This window comes from Citrobacter sp. Ce006 (genome assembly GCF_030336535.1).
GTDB lineage: Bacteria > Pseudomonadota > Gammaproteobacteria > Enterobacterales > Enterobacteriaceae > Citrobacter > Citrobacter europaeus.
This window is the reverse complement of the sequence record NZ_JAOWDO010000073.1, coordinates 106,168-129,363: the sequence shown is the minus strand read 5'-3', so window position 1 is coordinate 129,363 and position 23,196 is coordinate 106,168. Positions and strand designations below refer to the sequence as shown.

The window sequence follows — 23,196 nt, the reverse complement described above, 5'->3', positions numbered from 1 at the left end:
AGTACTATGAGCACAATTCCGGCAATGGTTTGCTGGTATGAAGGGATGGCAATGCTACCTCAACATTTCCAGTTGCAGGCATTGCGCAATGAAACGCTTTGCGCAGCGCTCACCGGGTGCGCTAATCCGTGGTTTTGGGGCGTCAACCGGCTACAGATTGACGAAGCGGCGCTGTGTGCAGGCACGCTACGTATTTTGCGCCTGAAAGCAATTATGCCCGACGGCACGCCGGTCAATTATGACATTAGCGACGATTTATCACTGGAGTTTGACTGCGCCCGTTTGCTGCCTGCCGCGCCGGACAGTGAGCATATCCTCTGGCTGGCGCTGCCGCCGCTAAACCGTGCCGGACAGTGGCAGTTGATGAATAGCCGCTGTCGATCAGTCAACAGCCCCCCGCTGCCTGACCTGAGTAGCGGTGAATTTCCCGAGAGCATTTCGCAATGGCAGCCCGAACCGCGTCTGGTTTGCCAGCACGATCGCGCCGATTTCGTCTGTCTGCCGCTGCTGCAGGTTGTGTATAGCGAAGGCGGATTTCGTCAGAGCGAGTGGTTTCCCCCCTCTCCCACCGTCAACGAAGAGAGTTACCTGGCGCGCCAAACCCGACAACTCTGCCTGCAGGCAAGAGAAAAAATTCTATTTCTGAGCCGGGAAATGCAGTTGGCGCAACACGGGCAGCGTACCAACGACTGGCTATGGCTTACGCTGTCGCTGCAGAGTATCCAGGGCGCATTGCCGCTGGTGGAAAGCTTGATTAGCAGCGGGCGGCCGCACCCACAGGATCTTTACCGCGCGCTGAGTCTCTTTATCGGGCAAACGGCAATACTGACTCAGGATAAAACACTGCCCCTGCTGCCAGCTTTTGATTATCAGAACATGCTGCCCGCATTTGCATCTCTTTTCACCGTACTGAAAAACCAGTTGGCGCATATTCATCGCCGCTATCAGCGGCTAAATTTCAGCAAACTGGATAACGCTTTTTCACTGCAACTTCCGCCGGATCTCCACGCAGGAGAGCAGGTGGTGATAGGTCTGCTGATGCCCGGAGGCAACGCCGCCAAAGCAGAAAAATGGTTACAAATGAGCCTTATCACCAGCCATCCCTTTGTACCCGTCCTGCGTCGTCAGCGGATGCACGGAATGACGTTCTCGCCGCTGGCTGCAGAGCAGCGCAGTGACTGGGAAATCGACGGCAATGTGGCCCTGTTTACCCTCACCCTTACCCTCCAGTGGTTCGAAAAAGGGACGCCGCTGGTTATTGCCCCATTGCATGAAACAGAGGATATGCCGCAGCAGATCATGCTCTACCGTCAGGAGGTAAGCCATGACGCCCGCGCATCCTGATATGCCTGCCAGCCGTCTGTTTGATGAGATTTACACCCGCTGGCTGGCGCAGTTCGAACGCTGGAAAAGCACTCCGCTACCGCCAGATGAGCTGCATAATCAGGCCGTTGTATATGCCAGTCAGGTGGTAGAAGAGTACAACCGACGTCTGACCCGCGAACTGGGTTCGCCCTTTCAGCAGCAGATTGACGCTGCCGTTTATGCCCTGGTCGCGCTGATTGATGAGTCCGTACTCTACGGCGACTGGCCCGCGCTCTCCCTGTGGCAGTCCTGCCCACTGGAGTATCATCTGTGGCAAACCCATAGCGCAGGGGATCAGATCCCCCGCAAGATCACCGCCCTGCTCAATGAACGTAGCCCAGGTAAACGAGATTTAGCCGCGCTGTATTTGCGCTGCCTGACGCTGGGGTTTGGTTCCCGACGTAGCGATTTTAATCTGCAGAATCATCAGGAAACCTGCCGCCTGCTGTGGCATTTTGCCTTTCAGCGTGACGCTCAGCTCAGCGATATAGCCGAACGTATGGAATCGACCGCGCTGGGCACCCCTTTACAGCTTCCGGCGCATCGCCGCCTGCCAGACAATTCGCGCATGCATCTTATCGCCCTCGTCATACTGTTGGCGCTATTGCTGCTGAGTCAGCGATTGTGGCTGAGTATTGAAGATGCCATTGGCGTAAATACGCTGCCAGATTTTCCGGTAACCCAGTCTTGCCAGGGAGATGATAAGTGACGCAACCCTGGCTTACGCTACTGATTATTATGCTGGTGCTATTGGCGATTACTCTCTGGTGCGTCTGGTGGCAGTGGGAATACCGAAACGATACGTTCAACCGTGCGCAAAAGGAGATCCAGCGAGCCTGCACAGGCCAGGATCCTTACGACAGTATGCGAATCCTGATGCTTGGCGATGAAGAGGATAATCGTCTGCTTTGCCGCAGTTGGTCACTCACCGACGGCCAGGAATACTGGTTCGGGCAATGGTGGTTTAATCCTCAGTGCAGCCTTCTGTGCCTGCCGAAAACGCTACAAACCGTTGGCAAAAAGCGGCTAATTCGCCAGAACGACTGGCAGAAGACGCTGTCTGCACTGGTGAAAAGCCGCCCACAGCGACCGCTGGACGCACTGATTATCACCCTTTCATTAGAGACGCTGTACGACGATGATACCGTCCGCGCCAGCTTGTTGCATAACTGTCAGCAGTTGCAGCAGGTGTGCGGACTGAGTCTGCCAATTTACCTGATCATCAGCGGCATGGAATCACTGGAAGGCACCACCTCTTTACTGGAGCTATTGCCAGAGGATGCTCGCCGCAGTCCTGTTGGCAGCACGATTCCGGTCGCCAGAGAAGCCATCTGGAAACCGCAGTGGATCGACAATGCCCTGGACAATACCCGTACTTCGCTGCGGATGTCCATAACCGAGCTTGGCGCGCTGCGAGGCAACACGCCGGAGCAATTATTCCGCCTGCCAGAAAACTTCCCGCCGCTTGCCGCACCGTTGCATGACGCTTTTGACGGCCTGTTTAACAGTCATGCCCGCGATGAGCCGCCGCAGCTGCGCGGGATCTGGTTTGTTGCACGAACGATGGCGGAGGGCAAACCGCAGATGCAGTTTTGTCAGTCGCTGCTGAGCGGGAAAATTACCGCTGAGCGCGGTCTCGCGCTTCCGGTTCGCCGCCTGCTGCGCCTGAACCTGCGCCGCCATTTCATAACCCTCGCCTGCTATAGCTGCCTTTGCGTTCTCTGGCTTGCCGCCATGACCTGGAGCTGGCGATACCAGCACACCAACGCCGTACTATTGCACGATCGTCTGCAGGTCCTCGCCACAGCCGTCCGAGCCGATATCACGGGTGAGCGTTCCACCACGCTGTACTGGCGGGTTCTCAACGGCATTCCACAGTGGCAGTTTCGTTCCATCGTCTGGCCCGGCTCGCTGTTCAGCCGTACCGATACAAAATTGCGCGAGACGTTTAGCAACGTTACCCTGGTTAGCCTGCTGGTGCCCGCCACCAACAGTATCTGCCTGCAAAATCAACATGAAAGGGGCTTTGAGCAGGACGATCTGCTACCCGAAGAGCGTTACCGGCAAATTCAGCACTTGCTCACTCAGGCAAAACAAATGGAGTCGCGCTATTTGCCGTTGCTGCAATTGATGCAGATGAAGCAACCCACTGTGCAGACGTTGGCAAACGTCAGCGCCAGCGTTTGGGGCGTGACCGTTGACACCGACTCTTTGCCCTCGCAGGAAAAGCTCAACGAAATGTTTGCCACGCTCAATCTCTCGCGACTGAAATTACCCGACGCCAGCGAGTTGACTCAGCGCAACAGCGTACTTTTTTCTCACGAAACCATGCGCTGGCTGGAGCAAAACTATGGCAATACCAGCCTGGATAACAACGAAGAGCAACTCGAACAACTGCTGGCGCTATTTGGCAACGGCTCAGGGGTTACCCCGTTGTTCGTCCGCTCGCTTATCCGCCAGGTCAGCCGCTTACAGGCAACGCTGACAACCATCAATAACCTGAGTCGTGACGCAACAAATTCGCCAATCAGACTGCCACTGGATGAGCTGCTCACGCAGGCACGGACCCTTAGGCTTATCGACAACGGCGTGGTTCAGGAACTGCTTCGCCACGAAACCCTACTTCGCCAACGCTTTCTGGCACAGGTTGATGGCTCCAGGCTGCACTTCTCCTCACTAACCGAGCAATCCGCGGAAGGGCAATTCAGCGTATCGCCGGATCTTCTGGCATTACAAAAAAGCTTGCGTGATTTACTTAACCAACCCTTCTGGCAGCAGGGAGCAAGTCAGCCCACCGGGGACCCTGTTGGTTATCCTGGCAATCTGCAACTCCAGCAGGCGCAGGCGCTGTATGGCGGATTTGAGCGCTTTACACAGCAGCTTCCAGACAGCATCTGGCGACCCAAAATCACCATGCTGGCGCGACAGGCGGTGGAAAACGCCATCCGTCAGGCGCTATACGCAGGGACAGCCGGAACCCCAGACAACAGCAATGTCAGCACCACCAGCGCGGATCAGATCATTGAGGCTTTCAACCAGCTCAATCGTCCTCAGCTTGCTATAGCATTGCGCCAACAAACCGCAGCCCAGGTGATTAGCCGGGTACGTCAGGACGGCGGCGCGTTACTTCCGTCGATTAACCCTCCGGCGGTCAATTACGCTACCACAGAACAGGCTCAGGCTAGCGGGCAGAAAATTGCCGGGTGGGCTAGCGCACAAGCAGAGCAAATCTCTGGCGTCCTGGTCCGCTATCAGCAGGATATTGACTGGCTCGACAAGCAGCGCCCATGGCTAACGGCAATGGATAACCAGCTTATCGTTCGCTGGAGTAGTTCACTGGCGGCCATGCAACGACTGCAACAACAGGATCCTGGCAGTCCGCCGATGCAGATGGCGACCCTTGCCGCCGCGCTGCCGACGCTCTCCGCACAGAACTGCCAGAGTGAATTGGCGCAGTTTCGCAGCGCGGGCAGTAACGATTTTTACGGTCAATCGCTCAACGCGCTGGTAAACGCATCATTGCAAAAATGCCAGCAGTTACGCCAACAGGCCAGCATCGGCGCGGTACAGAAGATCTTCAATCTGTACAACACCTGGCTTGCAGGGCGCTTCCCCTTTACCGCCGTGCCAAACGCGCCGGATGCTGATGTCGATCGGGTGCGCGAACTGGCCGTTTTGCTCACGCAACTCCCCGCCGAAACGCTATCCGAACAGCCGCCACTGATTCAGCAACTGGCAGCAGCACAACCGTTACTTTCGGCGTTGGTCAGCCCTGAAGGCGTGACGTTACGGGTTATCTGGCGCACCTCACGCAACCATGAGGCTGGCGCGGATCAGATTGCCGACTGGCGACTCATCGGCAATCAACAATCGATCAGCTACCCCGACGGCTCAACTGACCTGCACTGGCGCAGCGGCGATAACCTGAACTTTAGCCTGCGCTGGGCAGCCAATTCCGCCTGGCGTCCAATGCCAGGCCTGTCACAGACAGGCGTAACGGTAAGCGGTGATACTGGGCGTTGGCGCTGGCAGGGAGCGTGGTCGCTGCTCAGGATGATTGAACAACAACGCGTCGGTGGCGCGTTGACGCAACCGCTACCGCTGCGCTTTTCGCTCCCCGTAGGCGATGGTCAGAAGCCATTGCAGTCGACGGTATTTTGGCAGGTCACATTGTTAGATGTCCAAAACAAAGCGCCGCTACCATGGATACCGCTCACCGAGCAGGGATTATCAGGAGGAAAATGATGGAACATATTCAGGCATTACTGGCCCCCATTCAGGCGGATAATCCGTGCGGGGACTCTATCCGTTATTCACCAGAATTCGACCAGTTGGTTGCCGCCCGCCAGCAGGATGACGAAACGCTGCCCACCGGCGTCTGGCAAAGTACGCCGCGCCGTGCCGACTGGGATGAAGTCGCCAAAATCGCCACCGTGCTGACGAAAACGCTCAGCAAAGACCTGGTCATTATGAGCTGGTTGGGCGAAGCATGGATGAGAGCTCGCGGCTTAGCGGCCCTGCCCGATGCGCTGGCATTAGTGACTCTGGCGCTGGAGCATTATCCCGAGGAATTGCATCCCCAAATTAAAGAAGGTGACTATGACTATCGCGCCGCACCGCTCAGTTGGATGGCGCAACACTACGCCACTCTGGTCGCTGAAGCCCCGCTGTTTATCGCTCATGGGGAAACCGTCTCACTGACCCAGTGGCAGCAGGGAAAATTTTCTGATGTTCCGCTGCCAGGCGCAGACGAGTCCACCATAAAATCCCTGACATCCAGCATGGCGTGGCTCACACGTCTCAATGCCGTCTGTCAGAACTGGCCTGCAGCATCTGCACCTTCATTTAATGCACTGGAACAAAAGATCAAAACCGGCCTGCAGGCGTTAGGAGGCAGCGTATTGCCGGTGCAGCCGCAATCTGTCAGCGAGGAAAGCTCCCCAACACTCAGCTATAACGCCACATTTGCCCATCGGGAAGAGGCATATCTGATGATTAAACAGGTCGCAGATTACCTGGCGCGCACCGAACCGCATAGCCCGGTACCCTATTTACTGTATCGCGCCTATGCCTGGGGGCACACGCCACTGCCGGAACTACTCAATGAACTGATCACCAGCGACGAATCCGCTCGCCGACTGTGGCGGCAATTGGGGGTACTACCATGAGCTGTCCCGGAGTTTGTACCGGCGCATTGCTTCAGTGTTCCTTTGGCATCGCGCCAGGTACGTTGAACGTGCTGCCCACCAGCCGAACAATCGTCGGAAACATGCCGATGGCGAATATTATGGATAACAAACCGTTGGTGAACATTATGCCGTTCGGCATGTGCAACAGCCTCGCCAACCCGACCGTTGCAGCCGCAACCGCCGCAGCGCTCGGCATGCTGACGCCAATGCCGTGCATCCCCGCCACACCAGCCCCCTGGATGCCGGGATCACCCACAGTATTGGTGGGAAATATGCCCGCTCTCACCGCTCAGTCGCAGTTGATCTGCATGTGGGGCGGCGTGATCCAGATTAGCTTTCCTGGGCAGCTAACGACTGTTGTGGCGTGATGTTATGCCCTTGAAATTAAGGGTAACGACTGCAGGAGACTACGCTGCAAGGTAATTGCAGCGTCTTTAAAAACGGCTCACGCACTCCATGGCGACCGTTTTGAACTCGGTGAAATTCCGGCATGCGCAGAGCCGCGTCATCGCGCGTTCGCGCAGGAAAGTGACGAAAATATCGTAAATGGCCATCGCCTCTTCGTATTCGCTTTTGCTGATGGCGAGCAAGAAGATCACGTGCGCGGTTTCATCGCCCCAGGCGATACCCTGCGGGGCGAGGATGGTGTAGACCACCGTTTTTTTTGCCAGCAGGCCGAGGGCGTGCGGCAGAGCAATGCTGTCACCCAGCATGGTGCTGACGATAGCCTCACGCTCAACCACCGAATCAAGAAACTCCGCATCGACAAAGCCTTCATCCTGCAACTGGCGACATAAGACGTTGAACAATGTTTGTTGATCCATTGGCTCATCGATCACACGAAAATGGGCGGCATCGAAGAATTTGTTCAGCATCCATGGACGGGTTCTGTCGACCAGCACCAGTTTGCCAATTTGTTCCAGTTGATAATCGGTAGGGAACGGCGCAATCATCACCACAGGCTTATCTTTTTCACCCACCCGCGCGGTAGAGATGACAAAATCTTCGCTAATGCTTTCCCGCTGTTCGTAGTCGCGCAGCGTTACGGTATCGACGATCTCTATCTGCGGATACTTACGCGCCAGCACCGCTTCAATCATCCGCGCCATCGCATTTCCGGCATCGCATACCAGCAGAACCTTCGGCTGCCTCTGGTAACCAATGTTGTAACTACGTTCCAGCCCAACGCCAATATGCAGCACGAGGAAGCCAATCTCATTTTCACTGATGGTGTACGGCGTATATTTTCCCCATCCCGAGACGGCGGCCAGCGTCATGTCCCACGCCATGGGGTAGTGCTGTTTAATATTTTCCAGCAGCGGATTGGGGATCATTATCTGGTAACGCACCCGGGTGATCATCGTCTTAATATGCGTCAGCAGGTCAGCATGCAACTGTTTGTCATTCAACAGGTTGTAGTTGTACTGGCTGTTGATAAACCGCAGGATGTAATTGACCAGCGCTTCGTCATCATCCGCATTGATGGCGCTGGGGGCGATCTCTTGTACCTGGCGGGCGGCGATATGCACCTGCAGCCAGTTTTCTTCAGAAACGGAAAGCGGTTTGTCCGCCAGCCGGTGCAGTACCGTTGTGATTTCTCGCGTGGCCAGGCACACCGATTGCTCGGCTTCTTCTGCGGCAAACTCCGGGAGGGGATAACCTTCGCTAATCCGCCGGACTGCCACCGCGCAATACAAGCGTAAAAACAGCTCGCCCTCATCGGTCAGGCGAATATGAAAACGGGCAAAAATGTCCTGCAGAACGGGTTGAAGCTGTTCAGGGATCCCGGCATTCAGCGCCTCTTGCGTCACTAACGGATGCTGCGGATCCTGCTGCGCCAGCGTCCATAGCAGATCGGTCAAACAGGCGCGAATCGCCATCTCGCTGCCGAACAGCTTCATGCCGTGACGGGGACGCGTTTCCAGCGTCAGATGATAACGTTGCAGATGCTCGCGCACCTCAGCCATATCGTTTTGCAACGTCGCACGGCTGATAAACCATTCATCAGCCAAATCTTCAAGCTTCAGCGAAAAGGCCGACGTCAGAAAACGAACCACCAGCCAGTGTACCCGTTCCTGGCTGGTGCGTGGGATGCGCAGCAACGCGTCGGGCCGCTGCGTTTGCAGGGTGTGATAGCTTGCCGGGTCGTCAATCTTGAGTTGATAACCGTTCCCACGGCTGAGGACAAACTGCGCGCCGTACTGGGTGAGCAGCGCGTTTAGCGCGGTGATATCCGCCCGTACGGTGCGTGTGGAAACCGACAACCGCTGCGCCAGCTCGTCCTGTGGAAGCGCTTCGTTTTGCAGCATGCCAAACAGCTGCGCTAAACGTTGGTTGGGGAATCGCACGTCAGTTTCCTCATCTTTCAGTTAGCCTACGCAGGCCCGGGTCATCGCCATCAGTTGGCGTACGTCGTCCGGGCGGGTGTTACCACTCACCTTATCAATAATCGAACTATAGATGTGAGGAATGATTTTGCTCACTCCGGCATCGAGGGCGATCTGCAGGATTTCAGAGAAATTATCCAAATCGATCCCGCCGGTTGGCTCCAGCCAGAAGTCATGACGGGCACAGGCCTGCGCAACCGCGATGTACTCGTCACGGCATTTCAGGCCGCCCATCGGGAAGTATTTAATTGAGCTACCGCCCATGTCTTTGAGCAACGCAATCGCGGTTTCTATCGGTACAATGCCGTCTGGCGTCTGGCTGCTTAGCGGACCGGTGGAGATTTTCACCCTGCCCGGGGTGCCGGTTGGCGAGACCAGACCGTTGACCACTGTCTCCTGCTGGCCCAGCAGCGCGCGACTGGTCGCCACGCCGGTAAAAACCTGATTAACATGCTGGGGCTGCACCTGACGGGAGATTTCACTGACCATCGCCGACTGGTTTGGATCGCCCGCCCCCAGCCCCACGGAGAGCGCATTGTCGATAAGGGCCGCGTATTCACGCATATCCGCTACCGCACTTGCGACATCAGGGTAATTTTTTGACAACACGCCAACCAGAACGTGTCCTTCCGCCGCCGCGTAAATATCCCGGGCATTTTCTTTGGAGCCGGCCAGCACGTTCAGGCAGACGCGGTCGCGATAAAAGTTAGGGGTCAGTTTCATGCGTTTTTCTCCTGCGAAATCACTTCGCCAATTCGACGGGCCACAATCTCCAGCTGCGCGCGATCGACGCTGCGCACGTCGGCTTCGATAATGCCTTCATTGGCTTTGTAACCACGGAAGTAAATCGCGTATTCCCCCTGCTTCAGCGCATCAACCAGTTCGCCGGTGGCGATCCCGGTTACCGCTTCGTCAAATTTAATTTCCGTGCGCGCTATGTCACGCCCTGCGCTGTCCCACACCACGCGGGCGCTCACGCCGTGAAGCTGGTTTAACGCGTTAATGAACGGCGTCATTTTCTCGACCATCTCCGCACCGCTTTCTTTCTGCGCGTTCAGATACAGTTCAATGGCGCAGGTCAGGCCAAGAATCCCCTCTTTGCCCACCTTCATCGCCCGGCCAATTCCCGCCGTCTGGCGTTTCACCCACTCAACGTACTGGGTTTTACCTATCACTAGACCGCTGGTGGGTCCTTCAATCGCCTTCGCGCCGCTATAAATCACCAGATCCGCACCAACCCGGTAGTAGCACTGCAAATCCTCTTCCGCCGCCGCATCCACGATCAGCGGCAGATTATGCGTACGCGCAACCACCGCAGCCTGCTCCACGCTAAGCATACTTTTCTGTACGCAGTGGTGAGATTTGATATACAGAATGGCCGCCGTACGTGGCGTAATAGCTGCTGCCAGCTGCGCCGCGGAACATTCGTTGGCATAACCTGCCTCCACTAACTTGCCGCCGCCAAGCGCCACCATGGTGCCCACCGGCGCGCCAAAGTTGACGTTGTGACCTCTGGGCAACACGATTTCGTTGTTCTCAATGGGCGCAACGTGCAGATTCTCCAGCAGCCAGTCGCTGTCTTTAACCAGCACGCCAGCCACCGACAGGGCGATTCCGGCCGAGGCGCAGGAGACGACGGTTGCCCCTTCCACTTCCAGCAATTTCGCGATGTAGTCACCGGTTTTATTCACCAGGTCTTTCATCTCAAAGTATTGATTCATCCCGGCCATTGCCGCTTCAACCACTTCTGGTCGCGGCGTGGAAACGCCGAGCGCCGTCATGCGGCCTGATGTGTTAATCACCTGCTTTAGGTTGTATTTCTCAAAAATCGAAGGCATGTTCCGCGCTCCCTTGTTCGGTCATATAGCCCTTGCCCGCACGTATTGCGGCAAGCGGCACCAGCAGTTGTTCAGCCTGCAGGCTGTCGTTTTCTGCATCTACCAGCACGGTTGGCTGGCGCTTAAGCGTAAAGAGGGTTAAATCGGCATCCAGACCGACCTGCAGTCGCCCCTTGTGTTTCAGGCGCAGACCATCGGCGGCATTGGCGGTAACGCACTCAATGACCTGCGGAAGCGACATCCCAATAGCGAGAAATTTCGACATCACATTCGCCAGGGAATGTACCGGGCCGCTGATACGGTTGCGGCAATAAATATCGGAGCTGATGGTGTGCGGCAAAATGCCCAGGCCGATCGCGCGTTTTGCCACCGCAAAGCTCAGGCTGGCGGTGCCATGCCCAACGTCCAGACGCACGCCGCGTGAAATCGCCCGCGTCACTGACGCCCGCAGCTCGCCTTGCGGCGTCAGAATGCGATTCGGCTTACCGTTGTAGCAGTGGGTAATGATGTCGCCTGTGCTCAGGCGTTCAGCGATATCATCGAGATTCGGCGGGTTGTTGCCGATATGCACCATCAGCGGCAGGTTGCCGTTCTGCGCTTGCATCGCTTTGGCACGCTCCAGCGGCGTGATGCCGTTTTCACCGACTACGCTGCTGCTCATGCGCGCCTTCAGGCCGACGATAAAATCAGGGTAGCGCTTCACCGCCTGGCGCACCGCATCGGCGTCAATATTGGCCATGTTAGCCAGCTCGTTCTGGGCGATAAGCCCAACGCGGGAGATGTTCAGCAGCGCATACACTTCGGTGGCCGCTTCCCGGGTCAGGGTGTAAAAATCGTCGATGTCATCCGCCCCGGTACTGCCCGCATCCACCACCGTGGTCACGCCGGTAGCAATACCGACGCTGTCCGGCTGGTCGTGGTAAATCGGGGATTTCGGGTAGCAATGAACGTGAGAATCAATCCAGCCTGCGCTGACGTAGCACTCACCGCCCAGCTCGATAGTTTTCAGCGCCGGGCCATCAACGTCGCCCAACGCCGCGATTTTGCCGTCTTTGAGCGCAATATCGCTCAGCGTATCGTCAACGAGGCGCGCACGGCGCAGGAGTAAATCAAACATCGCTCTCTCCTTTGCCGGATGGCGGCGCAACCGCCTTATCCGGCCTACAAATCAACAGTTAGCTTATGGCAATCGGGAAGAGGGAACCGAGGATCATTGCCCCGAGGATCGCCCCGCCGGTAATCGGTTTTTGCCACAGGTAAAACAGCAGCGCACCCACCAGAGAACCGATTCCGATAGGAATAGAAGCCGTCATCGCGCTGAGGATAATCAACGGTCCGAGGAAGCGGCCGGAGGCGTTACCAGCCCCCATCATGACGTCCGCACCGTAGGTTGAGTCGCTCTGGTTGATGGTGAACTTACGCGCCAGAATGATGATGTAGCCAATCGCCAGGCCAATCACCAGACCGGTAACCAGCGAAGCTGCGAAATTGGCGACCGGGAAGATAATGCCCGCGCCCAGTAACAGCGCCGGAACACCTAACCCGACCCCGGTCTGAATCGCCCCGCCAATGTCCAAAATCCCCACCAGCGAACCTTCAATGATGCGGGCAAACAGGAAACTTGCGCCAAATGCCGCCACCGCCCCGTAGGAGCCGGTGTCCATTCCCGCCTTCAGCATCGCCACAAAAGCCACTTCGTTAAATGCGCCAATACCGTACAGGTAGTACATGTGCGTGCCGGCAAACACGCCGGATGAGAGCAGGCCAACGAAGATCGGGAACGACCAGTCAGCGAACCAAAAACCTTTATTCTGTTCCATGATGGCCTCCGTTATTTGCCGCTGAGCGAGTTGTGGATAAGTTCGAGCCAGTTAGGCACGGTCAGATGGAAGGATTCGATCATCTTCATGTCGAAGCCGCGGAAGAAGCCGCTCAGGACAAACAGCGCGACGATAGCCACCATCATCACTTTTGTGACGTGGTTCCAGCCGCTCTCTTCAACGCCTTTACCGATCAGAATACCGAGGACCAGCCCCGGGACGGCGTTGCCCATGATCAGCTGCGCCGCACCGCCAAAGACGGTGGCCCAGAAACCGGATTTCTTACCGGCATCAATCGCCGCCAGCCAGAAAATCACCGGCATCACGGTGTTAACCAGCAGGTTAGCCGCAGGCACCAGCACCTTGACGGCGGTAACTTGCAACGCTTCCGGTACCGATGACGCCGTGAGGTTCAGGAAGGTCACGACAATCATCCCGATAACGCCACAGGCAATCGCCATGCGCTTAGGATCGTGCAGCGTTTCACCGACGTTGCGATTTTTAATCATCAGCGCGGCGGCGCCCCAGTTGGGGATGATGCGATGGTCGACGTCCTGCGTGAACGCCCCTGCCGCAACGGAGGAAGCCCAGGCGTTAAAGAAGAAGCCCAGGCCGAACGAGAAGTGAGAAGCCGGATCCCCTTCGCAGGAATTCAGTTCTCCCAGAGTACGAAACGCGCCCATCCCTTGAGTGGTAGGCGCATGAAACATGCGTGCAGCCCCAGCGCCGACACCGACGCCAACCAGGCCGCCGATGATGAGCGATTTTATTAATATTATCAGGAACATAATTATGCCTTTTAATAAAGAATCAGCGTTGCGTAACGAAATCCACCTTGTCGAGATTGATGGCAGTCACGTTGACGGTCACGTCCAGCTCCACGCTGAAGGTGCGTCTTTCCCGGCGTAAAAAGAGGAACAGAAACGCCTCTTTGCGCACCGATTCACGCGCTTGAACAACCTGCACATCCTGTGGCTCAATACGCAGTAAGATATGCGGCGACGCTTTCATCACCGCCGCCTGAACGTGGTTCAGGGCATCGGCAAAGGCGCGCGCTTTGGCCTCGCCCTTGCCAGTGACTCTCACCGTGGTGGTGAATTGTTCTTTCATACTTAAGCGCCGTGTTTCTTTTGCCACGCCTGCACCAGGCGCTCACCGAGCTCTTCTTTGTCCATAAAGCCAAACCCCAGCACATTGCAGCCTTCGTTAATGGCGGTTACCCCTTCATCGACCGAACGCATGCCGTATTTCGCCTTGTAGCCATATTTGGTCTGTGCGGTAATCGCACCCGCGCCGCCGCTGCCGCAAAACGAGATACCAAAGGTGGCGTTTTCCGCTTTCATCACGTCACCCAGCTTCATATCCGCCGCCACGCCCGGCACCACAACCGCACGACCGCCCGCTTTCTCAACGCCTGCCGCCACTTTCTGGCCTTTACCCAGACGATCGCCAATCACTACGGTAATCTGTTCCATCTTTTGCTCCTTAAAGGTTGTCTTTCGCGACTTCGAAATGCACCGACAGCAGCCAGGCCTCTTCCTCAGGAAGATTGCCAAACTCGGCGACCACGTCGCGGGCAAGCGCCATTGATTCGGCAGAAATTTCATCAAACAAGCTGGCATCGACTTCTGGTAAGGGTTCACCCGTTACCGAGCGGTGCGCCATGGCGCGAACATGCGATGTCAGCATCTGTTCCTGCACGGCGTTGGGAATAATGTGGCGTTCACGCAGCAAGGCATACACCTGCGCCAGCATGCGGTCGGCCAGTTCCACCGATTCCCCCATGTCATTCATTACAGCTCCGTTATTCACTCGTCTTACCCCACTAATGGCTCTGAGGGTAAATTAGCGGTGGGGGTTAAAAGTTTGTAGCGAGTTGTTTTCCACTTCGAAGTGGAAAGGCGCGCAGCGATAGTGATCCGTGCCGCAAAAAGGGCCGTGACCACGATTTATCACTGGAAGAATGTGATTGAGATCGCAAGAGTGAGCAGAAAAATGGAAGGAAATGCGAACAATGAATGGACGATAAAAATGAAAAAATGTGATGGGGATAGCGTTTACTTATGGGAGGCAGTAGCGTGATGGCTTGTCCGGCCTACGGTTATGCAGGCCGGAAAGCGCAGATTAGCGGAACTTCTTGTGGTTTTCGTTGCGCGTGGTTTTCAGCTCTTCCGCAACGGCTTTCGCCTCTTTGACTTTACCTTCGTTAGCCAGCTTCAGCGCGCCGTCAATCTGGCCGATCAGCGTGTCAAAACCGTGACGGAAATCCTTCATCTCCGGGCTGTCCGGGGATTTGTTTTCCAGCTTCGGCGGCGTGCCTTTTTGCGCGTCCAGCGCGGCTGCGCGCATTTTGGTTAACGCGTCTTTCAGTTCAGTCGCATTATCCGTTTTTTCGACGATCTTCAGGTTATCGTTGAGGATCCCCATGTCATCTTCGAGATCGGCTGCAAACGCTGAAGAGCCAAAAACCAGCGTTGAAGCCGCGACGATCGCTAACAGGTGTTTACGCATTGCTCACTTCCTTTTTTATTATTAAAAAATAAACAAACGCCAGATACCCTCAATAACTCACACAGCTTGAAGTATGACGAGTATCACTGCCCGGCGATTTTCATCTCCGGTAACAAGACCGAACCACACTGGATATTACTGCGCGTTTCAATATCGTTCCCCACGGTCACAATATTGCGCCACATCTCTTTTAAGTTACCGGCGATGGTAATTTCACTCACCGGGTACTGAATTTCGCCGTTTTCAACCCAGAAGCCCGCCGCGCCGCGCGAGTAATCGCCGGTAATGCCGCTTACGCCCTGTCCCATCAGCTCGGTAACCACCAGGCCTGTGCCCATCTCTTTGAGCAACTGCTCGAAGCTTAGACCCTGTCCTGGAATTCGCCAGTTGTGGATCCCGCCTGCATGACCGGTGCTCTTCAGCCCCAGCTTACGTGCGGAATAGTTGGTCAGCAGCCATTGGGTCAACACGCCGTCTTTAATAATGTCGCGGCGTTCGGTCCGTACGCCTTCGCTGTCGAATGGTGAAGACGCCAGCCCTTTGCGCAGGTGCGGATGTTCTTCAATGGTCAGCCATTCCGGCAGAATTTGTTTACCCAGCGAGTCGAGCAGGAAGGTGGATTTACGGTACACCGAACCACCGGCGATCGCGCCAACCAAGTGTCCGAACAGTCCAGTCGCCACTTCATTGGCGAAAATCACCGGCGCTTTCATGGTGGACAGCTTACGCGGAGACAGGCGAGATAAGGTACGGCGAGCACAATCTGCCCCCACCCATTCCGGCGTTTGCAGATCGCCCATCGCCCGGCCAATGGTGTAGGCATAATCACGCTCCATATCGCCATTTTCTTCCGCGATCACACAGCTGGAGAGAGAATGGCGCGTGGAGCAGTAGCCCTGCAACATGCCGTGGCTGTTGCCAAACACTTTGATGCCATAGTGGCTGTTAAAGCTGCCGCCTTCGGTGTTAGTGATACGCTTATCGGCCTGCAGCGCCGCCTGTTCAGCGCGGGCAGCCAGTTCGATAGCTTCATCAGGGGACACTTCCGCCGGGTGGAACAGGTCTAGATCAGGCGCATCAAAGGCCAGCAGGTCTTTATCTGCCACGCCCGCGCACGGGTCCGGCGAAGTGTAACGTGCAATGTCCAGCGCAGCCTGCACGGTACGGGCAATCGCCTGCGGACTTAAATCGGTGGACGATGCGCTGCCCTTACGGTTCTGGTGATAAACCGTAATCCCCAACGCGCCATCGCTATTGAATTCTACGTTCTCCACTTCACCATAACGGGTGCTGACGCTAATACCCGTGGTCTTGCTTACAGCGACTTCCGCGCCATCCGACTTACCTGACGCTAATTCCAGTGCCGTCGAGACCGCTTCTTCCAGAATCTTACGCTGCGCTTCAACTTGTGAGATTACTTTCATCGCAAATGCCATAATGTAGAGAGAGTTTCTCTGAAGTCTAACAGAGAACCGTTTTTCAGTGCGCATCTTAACTGGTAACATTAGCCTCTTTTTTTAAGGAGCCTGACATGACTAAGCAGCCCGAAGACTGGCTCGACGACGTTCCCGGTGATGACATCGAAGACGAAGACGATGAAATTATCTGGGTCAGTAAAAGTGAAATAAAACGTGACGCCGAGGAGTTAAAACACCTGGGTGTGGAACTGGTAAAACTGGGGAAAAACGCGCTGGATAAAATCCCGCTTGATGCGGATTTACGTGCCGCGATTGAGCTGGCCCAGCGTATTAAGATGGAAGGTCGCCGCCGTCAGCTGCAGCTGATTGGCAAAATGTTGCGCCAGCGCGATGTTGATCCTATCCGTCAGGCGCTGGATAAGCTGAAAAACCGCCACAACCAACAGGTCGTTGTCTTCCATAAGCTGGAGCAACTGCGTGACCGTATGGTTGACGGTAGCGATGAAGCTATCGAAGAAGTGATGAACCTGTGGCCTGACGCCGACCGTCAGCAACTGCGTTCACTGGTGCGTAACGCCAGGAAAGAAAAAGCGGGTAACAAGCCGCCAAAATCTTCCCGCCAGATCTTCCAGTATCTGCGCGAACTGGCGGAAAACGAAGCCTAACCTCTTCGTCTGCCGAAAGTGCCGGATGGCGGTGCAAATACCTTATCCGGCCTACGATCCGTTGTAGGCCCGGTAAGCGTAGCGCCACCGGGCATTTTTTTACTCTTCTTCTGCCTGAGCTTTCTTCGCCAGACCATCCAGCAGTTTTTGATGGATGCCGCCAAATCCGCCGTTGCTCATCACCAGAATGTGATCGCCAGGCTGTGCGGTTTTCACCACCATATCTGCCAGTGCATCCACATCGCCACTCCAGTGTGCCGGCTGAACGCAGGCTTCAGCGACTTCTGCTACCTGCCAGGGAATGTGCGGCGGTTGCAGCAGGAACACTTCGTCCGCACGCCCTAACGACGGCGCGAGGTCATCTTTGCACAGGCCCATTTTCATGGTGTTCGAGCGAGGTTCCAGCACCGCGATGATGCGCGCCGTGCCACCCACTTTACCTCGCAGCGCCGCAAGCGTTGCCAGAATGGCCGTCGGGTGATGGGCAAAATCGTCATACACCGTCACGCCATTGGCTTCGCCGCGAAGCTCAAGACGACGACGGGCGTTGATGAACGAGCCCAGCGCATTGGCCGCATCCGCAGGCACAACGCCAACATGACGCGCGGCTGCAATCGCCATCAAACCGTTGTGCATGTTGTGCTCGCCCACCAGGCCCCACTTCACTTCGCCGACTTTTTCACCGTCCAGCCACACTTCCCACTCGGAGGCATCGGTAGTGAGCTTTTTCGCCTGCCAGTGGCCTTGTTCACCCACCAGCTCTTGTTCGCTCCAGCAGCCCATCGCCATCGTCTGTTTCAGATTGATGTCGTTTTCCGGGTAGATGATGCGTCCCTGGCCCGGCACGATGCGCACCAGGTGATGGAACTGTTTCTGAATAGCTTTCAGATCGTCAAAGATGTCCGCGTGATCGAACTCAAGATTGTTGAGGATCAGCGTGCGCGGGCAGTAATGCACGAATTTAGAACGCTTATCGAAGAACGCGCAGTCGTACTCATCCGCTTCAATCACGAAGAAGTCGCTCTCGCCGAGGCGCGCGGAAACCTCAAAGTTGCCCGGAACGCCGCCGATCACAAAGCCAGGCTTATAGCCGCACGCTTCGAGGATCCAGGTCGCCATTCCTGCGGTGGTGGTTTTGCCGTGCGTCCCCGCAACCGCCAGAACCCAGCGATCGCGCAATACAAAGTCATGCAGCCACTGCGGGCCGGACATGTACGGAATGTTCTTTTCCAGCACCGCTTCCACGCACGGATTACCACGGGTCATGGCATTACCGATGATCACCAGGTCCGGCTGCGGGTCGAGCTGACTGGCGTCATAATCCTGAATTAAATCAATGCCTTGCTTCTCAAGTAAGGTACTCATCGGCGGATACACATTGGCGTCCGAACCGGTTACTTCATGACCGAGCGAGCGCGCCAGCATCGCCAGACCGCCCATGAAAGTGCCACAAATTCCCAAAATATGAATGCGCATACGTCACTATCCTTTTTTAATCTGGGGGCCATTTTACGCACATGTCCGGCAAGTGAGAAACGCATTTCAGGATATTCCGTAGTTTGCTGGCGCGATTCACCTAAGCGCAACAATGGAAATATTTGTTAATATTGTTGCGGTCGCTTTACTCCACATAAATTGCAGGGAAAGTGTTATGAAAACGTTAGGTGAATTTATTGTCGAAAAGCAGCACGAGTTTTCTCATGCTACCGGTGAACTCACTGCTTTGTTGTCGGCAATAAAGCTGGGCGCCAAGATCATCCACCGCGATATCAACAAGGCCGGTCTGGTCGATATCCTGGGTGCCAGCGGTGCTGAGAACGTGCAGGGAGAGGTTCAGCAAAAACTCGATCTGTTCGCGAACGAAAAACTGAAAGCTGCACTGAAGGCGCGCGACATTGTGGCGGGCATTGCCTCGGAAGAAGAAGATGAAATCGTCGTCTTCGAAGGCTGTGAACACGCAAAATATGTTGTGCTGATGGATCCGCTGGATGGCTCATCCAACATCGATGTTAACGTCTCTGTGGGTACGATTTTCTCTATTTATCGCCGCGTAACCCCAGTCGGCACGCCGGTCACGGAAGAGGATTTCCTGCAGCCGGGCAACAAGCAGGTTGCTGCGGGCTACGTTGTTTATGGTTCTTCCACCATGCTGGTGTATACCACCGGCTGTGGTGTACACGCCTTCACCTACGATCCTTCTCTGGGCGTATTCTGCCTCAGCCAGGAACGTATGCGCTTCCCGGCGAAAGGCAGCACGTACTCCATTAACGAAGGCAACTACATCAAATTCCCGAACGGCGTGAAGAAGTACATTAAATTCTGTCAGGAAGAAGATAAGTCAACCCAGCGCCCGTACACCTCGCGCTACATTGGCTCTCTGGTTGCGGATTTCCATCGCAATCTGCTCAAAGGTGGGATCTACCTGTACCCAAGCACCGCCAGCCACCCGCAAGGCAAGCTGCGTCTGCTGTACGAATGCAACCCGATGGCCTTCCTGGCCGAGCAGGCGGGCGGCAAAGCCAGCGATGGTAAAGAACGCATTCTGGATATCACCCCGGAAAGCCTGCACCAGCGCCGCTCCTTCTTCGTGGGTAACGACCACATGGTTGAAGATGTAGAACGCTTTATCCGCGAGTTCCCGGACGCGTAAACGCCATATCCCGGTCTACTGCACGTTGTAGGCCGGATAAGCGAAGCGCCATCCGGCACGATGCGGTGATATTGCCGGATGGCGGCGTAAACGCCTTTATCCGGCCTACAAAATCCATCGTTCGGTTAGGCTGTTTGTAGTTTAAATACGGCCATGGCTTCGATTAGCGCTGAAGACTGCTCTTCCAGCGAACGGGTAGCCGCAGAAGACTGCTGTACCAGCGCCGCATTTTGCTGCGCCGTTTCATCCATCTGAATTACCGCAATATTTACCTGCTCAATACCGCGACTCTGTTCCTGGGAGGCGCTGGCAATTTCACGCATCAGTTTGGTCATGCGCATCACTTCATTGGCGATCTCATCCATGGTTTCCCCCGCCTGCTGCGCCAGCTCGCTGCCTTCCCCCACGTGGGTGTGCGAATCGCTGATTAACGTGCGGATCTCTTTGGCCGCCTCGGCGCTGCGGCTGGCCAGATTACGTACTTCACCAGCAACGACTGCAAAGCCCCGCCCCTGCTCACCGGCGCGCGCCGCTTCCACGGAAGCATTGAGCGCCAGGATATTGGTCTGGAAAGCAATACCGTCGATTACGCTGAGGATGTCGGCGATTCGGCTGGAACTACCGGAAATATCGCGCATTTTCTCGATCACATAACACACCATTTCGCTACCGCGATCGGCGGTATCCGACACCGATTTTGCCAGCTGATGCGCCTGTTCCGCGTTCTGCGCATTCTGTTTCACGGTCGCCGTGAGTTCTTCCATACTGGCGGCGGTTTGCTCCAGCGAAGTGGCTGTCGATTCAGTGCGTTGTGCCAGATGCTGGTTCCCGGCCGTCAGTTCACGACTGCCAATATCAATTTGCGAGCTGGCATCACGTACGCGTTGTACCGAGTCGCCCAGCGCATGGCGCATTTCATCCATCGCTGCGTTCAGGCGGTTGAATTCGGCGCTGGCCGACAGCGCAGCAACCGACGATAAATCTCCCATCGCCAGACGTTCCAGTTGCTCAACTATGTTATCCAGCGGTTTGAGGAACTTATTTCGCAGCATAAACCAAATAACCGCCAGCAATGCGATAGCCGCCAGCATCGCTGCGCTCATAATACCGTGGTAAATCAATGAAGTAATGATACGAGTAGAGGCATATAGCCCCATTCCGCCGGTCAGTAACAGAAGGAACGTCAGCAGAGACAATAACACCAACAAACTTGATCGAATTGAAAGGGATTTTGGCATTGTTATATTTCCGGTTGTAGGGTTAAAACAGACCTGTACAGAACCTATCGACTACAACCGGAAAAAGTTTAGATATTTAAATGTTTTGTGAAAAATCAGGATGTTACTTTGGTGTTGCCGCCGTACCTACTCGGGTAACTGGCGAGCTTTGACGATTTTCCCAAAGCACCGTCAGGCCGCGCTGTAAGGCAATAAAAATAAACAACAAAATACCAATCGCGATCTTCGTCCACCAGGAACTTAATGTGCCGTCAAAATTAATGTAGGTCTGAATCAGTCCTTGAATGGCGACGCCAAACAACGTGCCTAATACCGTCCCGACCCCGCCGCTCAGCAGCGTTCCGCCAATCACCACCGAGGCAATCGCATCCAGCTCGACGCCAACGCCCGCCAGCGCATAGCCCGCCTGGGTATAAATGGAAAAAACAATGCCGGCAAGTGTGGCAAGCCCGGTAGACAGCATATAGATACGAATGGTGGTGCTGCGGGTTGAGATGCCCATCAGGTTGGCAGAGGTGGCGTTGCCGCCAATCGCGTAAACCTGATTACCAAAGCGCGTACGGTGCGCCAGGAATATGCCAATGACGACAACCGCCAGCATCAGCAATCCCATCGCGCTCAGGCGACCACCGCCGGGAATTTTCCATGCCAGGCTTGAGAGCGTGTCATAAACCGGATGGTTAATCGGGATGGATTCTTCTGAGACCAGATAACTGACGCCGCGCAGGAAGAACATTCCCGCCAGAGTAATGATGAATGCTGGGATCTTCAGCGCATCAATCAGTAACCCCATAAACGCGCCAAACGCGCAGCCCATCAGCAAAACCAAAGGGAACGCCAGCAGCGGGGAAATGCCCCAGTAGCCGATGGCTTTCGCCAGAAATACGCCGGTAAACGCGATCACCGAGCCAACGGAAAGGTCGATCCCGCCAGAGAGAATCACGAAGGTCATGCCGACGGCGATAATGCCTAAAAAAGCGTTATCGGTCAGAATATTGCAGATTACCCGGGTGGAAGCAAAAGCGGGAAACTGCGTCAGGCAGTAAAGGTAGCCCAGCACAAACACGCCGAGGGTGATCATCAGCGGTAAATTACGTTTTATCATGACCACGCACTCCTTTTATCAGGCTGATAAAGCGTTGTGATTGCACGACCAGCACACACAACACCACCACGGCTTTGACCACCTGATTCAGTTCCGGCTGGAAGCCCGACAGTAAAATCCCGGTGTTCATGCCCTGAATAATCAACGCGCCGATCACCGACAGCAGCAGGTTAAAGCGCCCGCCCATCAGCGAGCCGCCGCCGATAACCACCGCGAGAATGGCATCCAGCTCCAGCCACAATCCGGCGTTATTGGCGTCTGCCCCGCGGATATCCGCCGTGACGATAATGCCAGCGATAGCCGCGCACAGGCCGCTCAGCACATAGGTGAGCATCACGATAATGCGAGTGTTCACCCCGGCATTTTTTGCCGCACGAATGTTGATGCCCACCGCTTCTATAAACATACCCAGCGCCGTTTTCCGCGTCAGCAGCCAGAACACCACCAGCGTGAGCAGTGCAATAATTACCGGCGTGGGGAACAGTAACAGCGAGCCGCTGCCAAACCATGAAAGTTCTGGCGAGTTGAAGGTGACGATCTGCCCGGAAGTGATGAGCTGCGCCACTCCACGCCCGGCCACCATCAGAATAAGCGTAGCGACGAACGGTTGGATCTTGAGTATGGCCACCAGTATCCCATTCCATAGCCCAGCCAGAATGCCAGAGCCTAAGGCGGCAAGCAGCACCACAGGTAAACTGTGCCCGGCCACCGTCATCGCCGCAGTCGTCGCACCGGCAATAGCCATGACGGCGCCCACAGAAAGGTCGATACCGCCGGTGGCAATCACCAGCGTCATACCAATCGCCAACAGCGCCACGGGTGCGGCGCGGTTGAGAATATCAATCGGGCTGCCGAACAGCCGACCATCCTGCAAAATCACCTGGTAGAAGTGCGGCGCGACCAGGCTATCCACCAGCAGCACCAGCAGCAACGCCACCAGTTGCGGCATCCCCTTTGGCCAACGGAACCGCCGTTTAGGTGGATTGGATTGAGGGAGAGATTGAGGCATC

Annotated in this window: 22 protein-coding genes; 7 read left to right on the top strand and 15 right to left on the bottom strand. The window is 55.7% G+C overall.

From position 1 onward, the window contains the following. The first annotated feature begins 6 nt into the window (after positions 1-6). The 5 genes from tssK to OGV94_RS19300 are packed head-to-tail and all read left to right on the top strand — an operon-like array spanning position 7 to position 6,922. Positions 7-1,344 (top strand): type VI secretion system baseplate subunit TssK, encoded by a 1,338-nt coding sequence (tssK, locus tag OGV94_RS19320; RefSeq protein WP_080625801.1) that lies wholly within the window; start codon positions 7-9, stop codon positions 1,342-1,344. Continuing rightward, complete coding sequence (locus OGV94_RS19315) at positions 1,325-2,074, top strand: DotU family type IV/VI secretion system protein (protein WP_080625802.1); 750 nt, start codon at positions 1,325-1,327, stop codon at positions 2,072-2,074. The genes tssK and OGV94_RS19315 overlap by 20 nt, the downstream gene beginning before the upstream one ends. Further along, positions 2,071-5,610 carry a type VI secretion system protein gene (locus OGV94_RS19310; RefSeq protein WP_286524017.1) on the top strand — a complete coding sequence of 1,180 codons (3,540 nt, stop codon included), beginning with the start codon at positions 2,071-2,073 and terminating at the stop codon, positions 5,608-5,610. Before OGV94_RS19315 ends, OGV94_RS19310 begins: the two co-directional genes overlap by 4 nt. Beyond that, positions 5,607-6,533 (top strand): type VI secretion system protein TssA, encoded by a 927-nt coding sequence (locus tag OGV94_RS19305; RefSeq protein WP_231130629.1) that lies wholly within the window; start codon positions 5,607-5,609, stop codon positions 6,531-6,533. Before OGV94_RS19310 ends, OGV94_RS19305 begins: the two co-directional genes overlap by 4 nt. Next, positions 6,530-6,922: a DUF4280 domain-containing protein gene (locus tag OGV94_RS19300; RefSeq protein WP_087051765.1), complete on the top strand. Its 393-nt coding sequence runs from the start codon at positions 6,530-6,532 to the stop codon at positions 6,920-6,922. Before OGV94_RS19305 ends, OGV94_RS19300 begins: the two co-directional genes overlap by 4 nt. A 66-nt stretch (positions 6,923-6,988) precedes the next feature. Here the strand turns inward: OGV94_RS19300 and OGV94_RS19295 are convergent, their stop codons facing one another. The 11 genes from OGV94_RS19295 to pmbA all read right to left on the bottom strand — a co-directional run bounded on the left by OGV94_RS19295 (position 6,989) and on the right by pmbA (position 16,546). Then, positions 6,989-8,902 carry a BglG family transcription antiterminator gene (locus tag OGV94_RS19295; protein WP_047406644.1) on the bottom strand — a complete coding sequence of 638 codons (1,914 nt, stop codon included), beginning with the start codon at positions 8,900-8,902 and terminating at the stop codon, positions 6,989-6,991. 21 nt (positions 8,903-8,923) lie between these two features. Further along, positions 8,924-9,664 carry a 2-dehydro-3-deoxy-phosphogluconate aldolase gene (dagF, locus tag OGV94_RS19290; protein ID WP_043018219.1) on the bottom strand — a complete coding sequence of 247 codons (741 nt, stop codon included), beginning with the start codon at positions 9,662-9,664 and terminating at the stop codon, positions 8,924-8,926. Continuing rightward, positions 9,661-10,779 (bottom strand): DgaE family pyridoxal phosphate-dependent ammonia lyase, encoded by a 1,119-nt coding sequence (locus OGV94_RS19285; RefSeq protein WP_080625806.1) that lies wholly within the window; start codon positions 10,777-10,779, stop codon positions 9,661-9,663. The genes dagF and OGV94_RS19285 overlap by 4 nt, the downstream gene beginning before the upstream one ends. Beyond that, positions 10,763-11,896 (bottom strand): amidohydrolase/deacetylase family metallohydrolase, encoded by a 1,134-nt coding sequence (locus OGV94_RS19280; protein WP_100193876.1) that lies wholly within the window; start codon positions 11,894-11,896, stop codon positions 10,763-10,765. Before OGV94_RS19280 ends, OGV94_RS19285 begins: the two co-directional genes overlap by 17 nt. Positions 11,897-11,954: 58 nt before the next feature. Continuing rightward, the gene (locus OGV94_RS19275) at positions 11,955-12,599 is read right to left on the bottom strand and encodes a DUF4310 family protein (RefSeq protein WP_043018216.1); all 645 of its coding nucleotides are present in this window, start codon (positions 12,597-12,599) and stop codon (positions 11,955-11,957) included. 11 nt (positions 12,600-12,610) lie between these two features. Next, on the bottom strand, positions 12,611-13,387 hold the full coding sequence (locus OGV94_RS19270) for a DUF4311 domain-containing protein (protein WP_043018215.1): 777 nt from the start codon (positions 13,385-13,387) through the stop codon (positions 12,611-12,613). A gap of 22 nt (positions 13,388-13,409) precedes the next feature. Further along, positions 13,410-13,709, bottom strand: coding sequence for a DUF4312 family protein (locus tag OGV94_RS19265; RefSeq protein WP_016151468.1), 300 nt, complete (start codon positions 13,707-13,709; stop codon positions 13,410-13,412). Between the two features lie 2 nt (positions 13,710-13,711). Then, on the bottom strand, positions 13,712-14,074 hold the full coding sequence (locus tag OGV94_RS19260) for an SFCGS family glycine-rich protein (protein WP_003830384.1): 363 nt from the start codon (positions 14,072-14,074) through the stop codon (positions 13,712-13,714). Positions 14,075-14,084: 10 nt separating this feature from the next. Next, positions 14,085-14,393: a PRD domain-containing protein gene (locus tag OGV94_RS19255; protein WP_016151467.1), complete on the bottom strand. Its 309-nt coding sequence runs from the start codon at positions 14,391-14,393 to the stop codon at positions 14,085-14,087. A gap of 330 nt (positions 14,394-14,723) precedes the next feature. Beyond that, positions 14,724-15,110 carry a cytochrome b562 gene (gene cybC, locus OGV94_RS19250; protein WP_043018214.1) on the bottom strand — a complete coding sequence of 129 codons (387 nt, stop codon included), beginning with the start codon at positions 15,108-15,110 and terminating at the stop codon, positions 14,724-14,726. Between the two features lie 83 nt (positions 15,111-15,193). Next, the gene (gene pmbA, locus OGV94_RS19245; protein ID WP_043018213.1) at positions 15,194-16,546 is read right to left on the bottom strand and encodes a metalloprotease PmbA; all 1,353 of its coding nucleotides are present in this window, start codon (positions 16,544-16,546) and stop codon (positions 15,194-15,196) included. A 95-nt stretch (positions 16,547-16,641) separates the two neighbouring features. Here pmbA and yjgA point away from each other — a divergent pair, with 95 nt between their 5' ends. Beyond that, positions 16,642-17,193: a ribosome biogenesis factor YjgA gene (yjgA, locus tag OGV94_RS19240; RefSeq protein WP_008786039.1), complete on the top strand. Its 552-nt coding sequence runs from the start codon at positions 16,642-16,644 to the stop codon at positions 17,191-17,193. Between the two features lie 99 nt (positions 17,194-17,292). On the opposite strand, the gene mpl is transcribed toward yjgA, so the two are convergent. Continuing rightward, positions 17,293-18,669 carry a UDP-N-acetylmuramate:L-alanyl-gamma-D-glutamyl-meso-diaminopimelate ligase gene (mpl, locus tag OGV94_RS19235; RefSeq protein ID WP_286524014.1) on the bottom strand — a complete coding sequence of 459 codons (1,377 nt, stop codon included), beginning with the start codon at positions 18,667-18,669 and terminating at the stop codon, positions 17,293-17,295. A 175-nt stretch (positions 18,670-18,844) separates the two neighbouring features. Between mpl and fbp the strand changes: the two genes are divergently transcribed. Further along, on the top strand, positions 18,845-19,843 hold the full coding sequence (fbp, locus tag OGV94_RS19230; protein WP_016155536.1) for a class 1 fructose-bisphosphatase: 999 nt from the start codon (positions 18,845-18,847) through the stop codon (positions 19,841-19,843). A gap of 125 nt (positions 19,844-19,968) precedes the next feature. Here the strand turns inward: fbp and OGV94_RS19225 are convergent, their stop codons facing one another. From OGV94_RS19225 to ytfT, 3 genes are all read right to left on the bottom strand, one after another. Then, entirely contained in the window at positions 19,969-21,081 is a 1,113-nt protein-coding gene (locus OGV94_RS19225) for a methyl-accepting chemotaxis protein (RefSeq protein ID WP_080625808.1), read from the bottom strand. A gap of 103 nt (positions 21,082-21,184) precedes the next feature. Further along, positions 21,185-22,186, bottom strand: coding sequence for a galactofuranose ABC transporter, permease protein YjfF (gene yjfF / locus OGV94_RS19220; RefSeq protein ID WP_008786036.1), 1,002 nt, complete (start codon positions 22,184-22,186; stop codon positions 21,185-21,187). Next, positions 22,173-23,195, bottom strand: a complete 1,023-nt coding sequence (gene ytfT / locus OGV94_RS19215; protein ID WP_043018517.1) for a galactofuranose ABC transporter, ATP-binding protein YtfT — start codon at positions 23,193-23,195, stop codon at positions 22,173-22,175. Before ytfT ends, yjfF begins: the two co-directional genes overlap by 14 nt. Position 23,196: the final 1 nt, after the last annotated feature.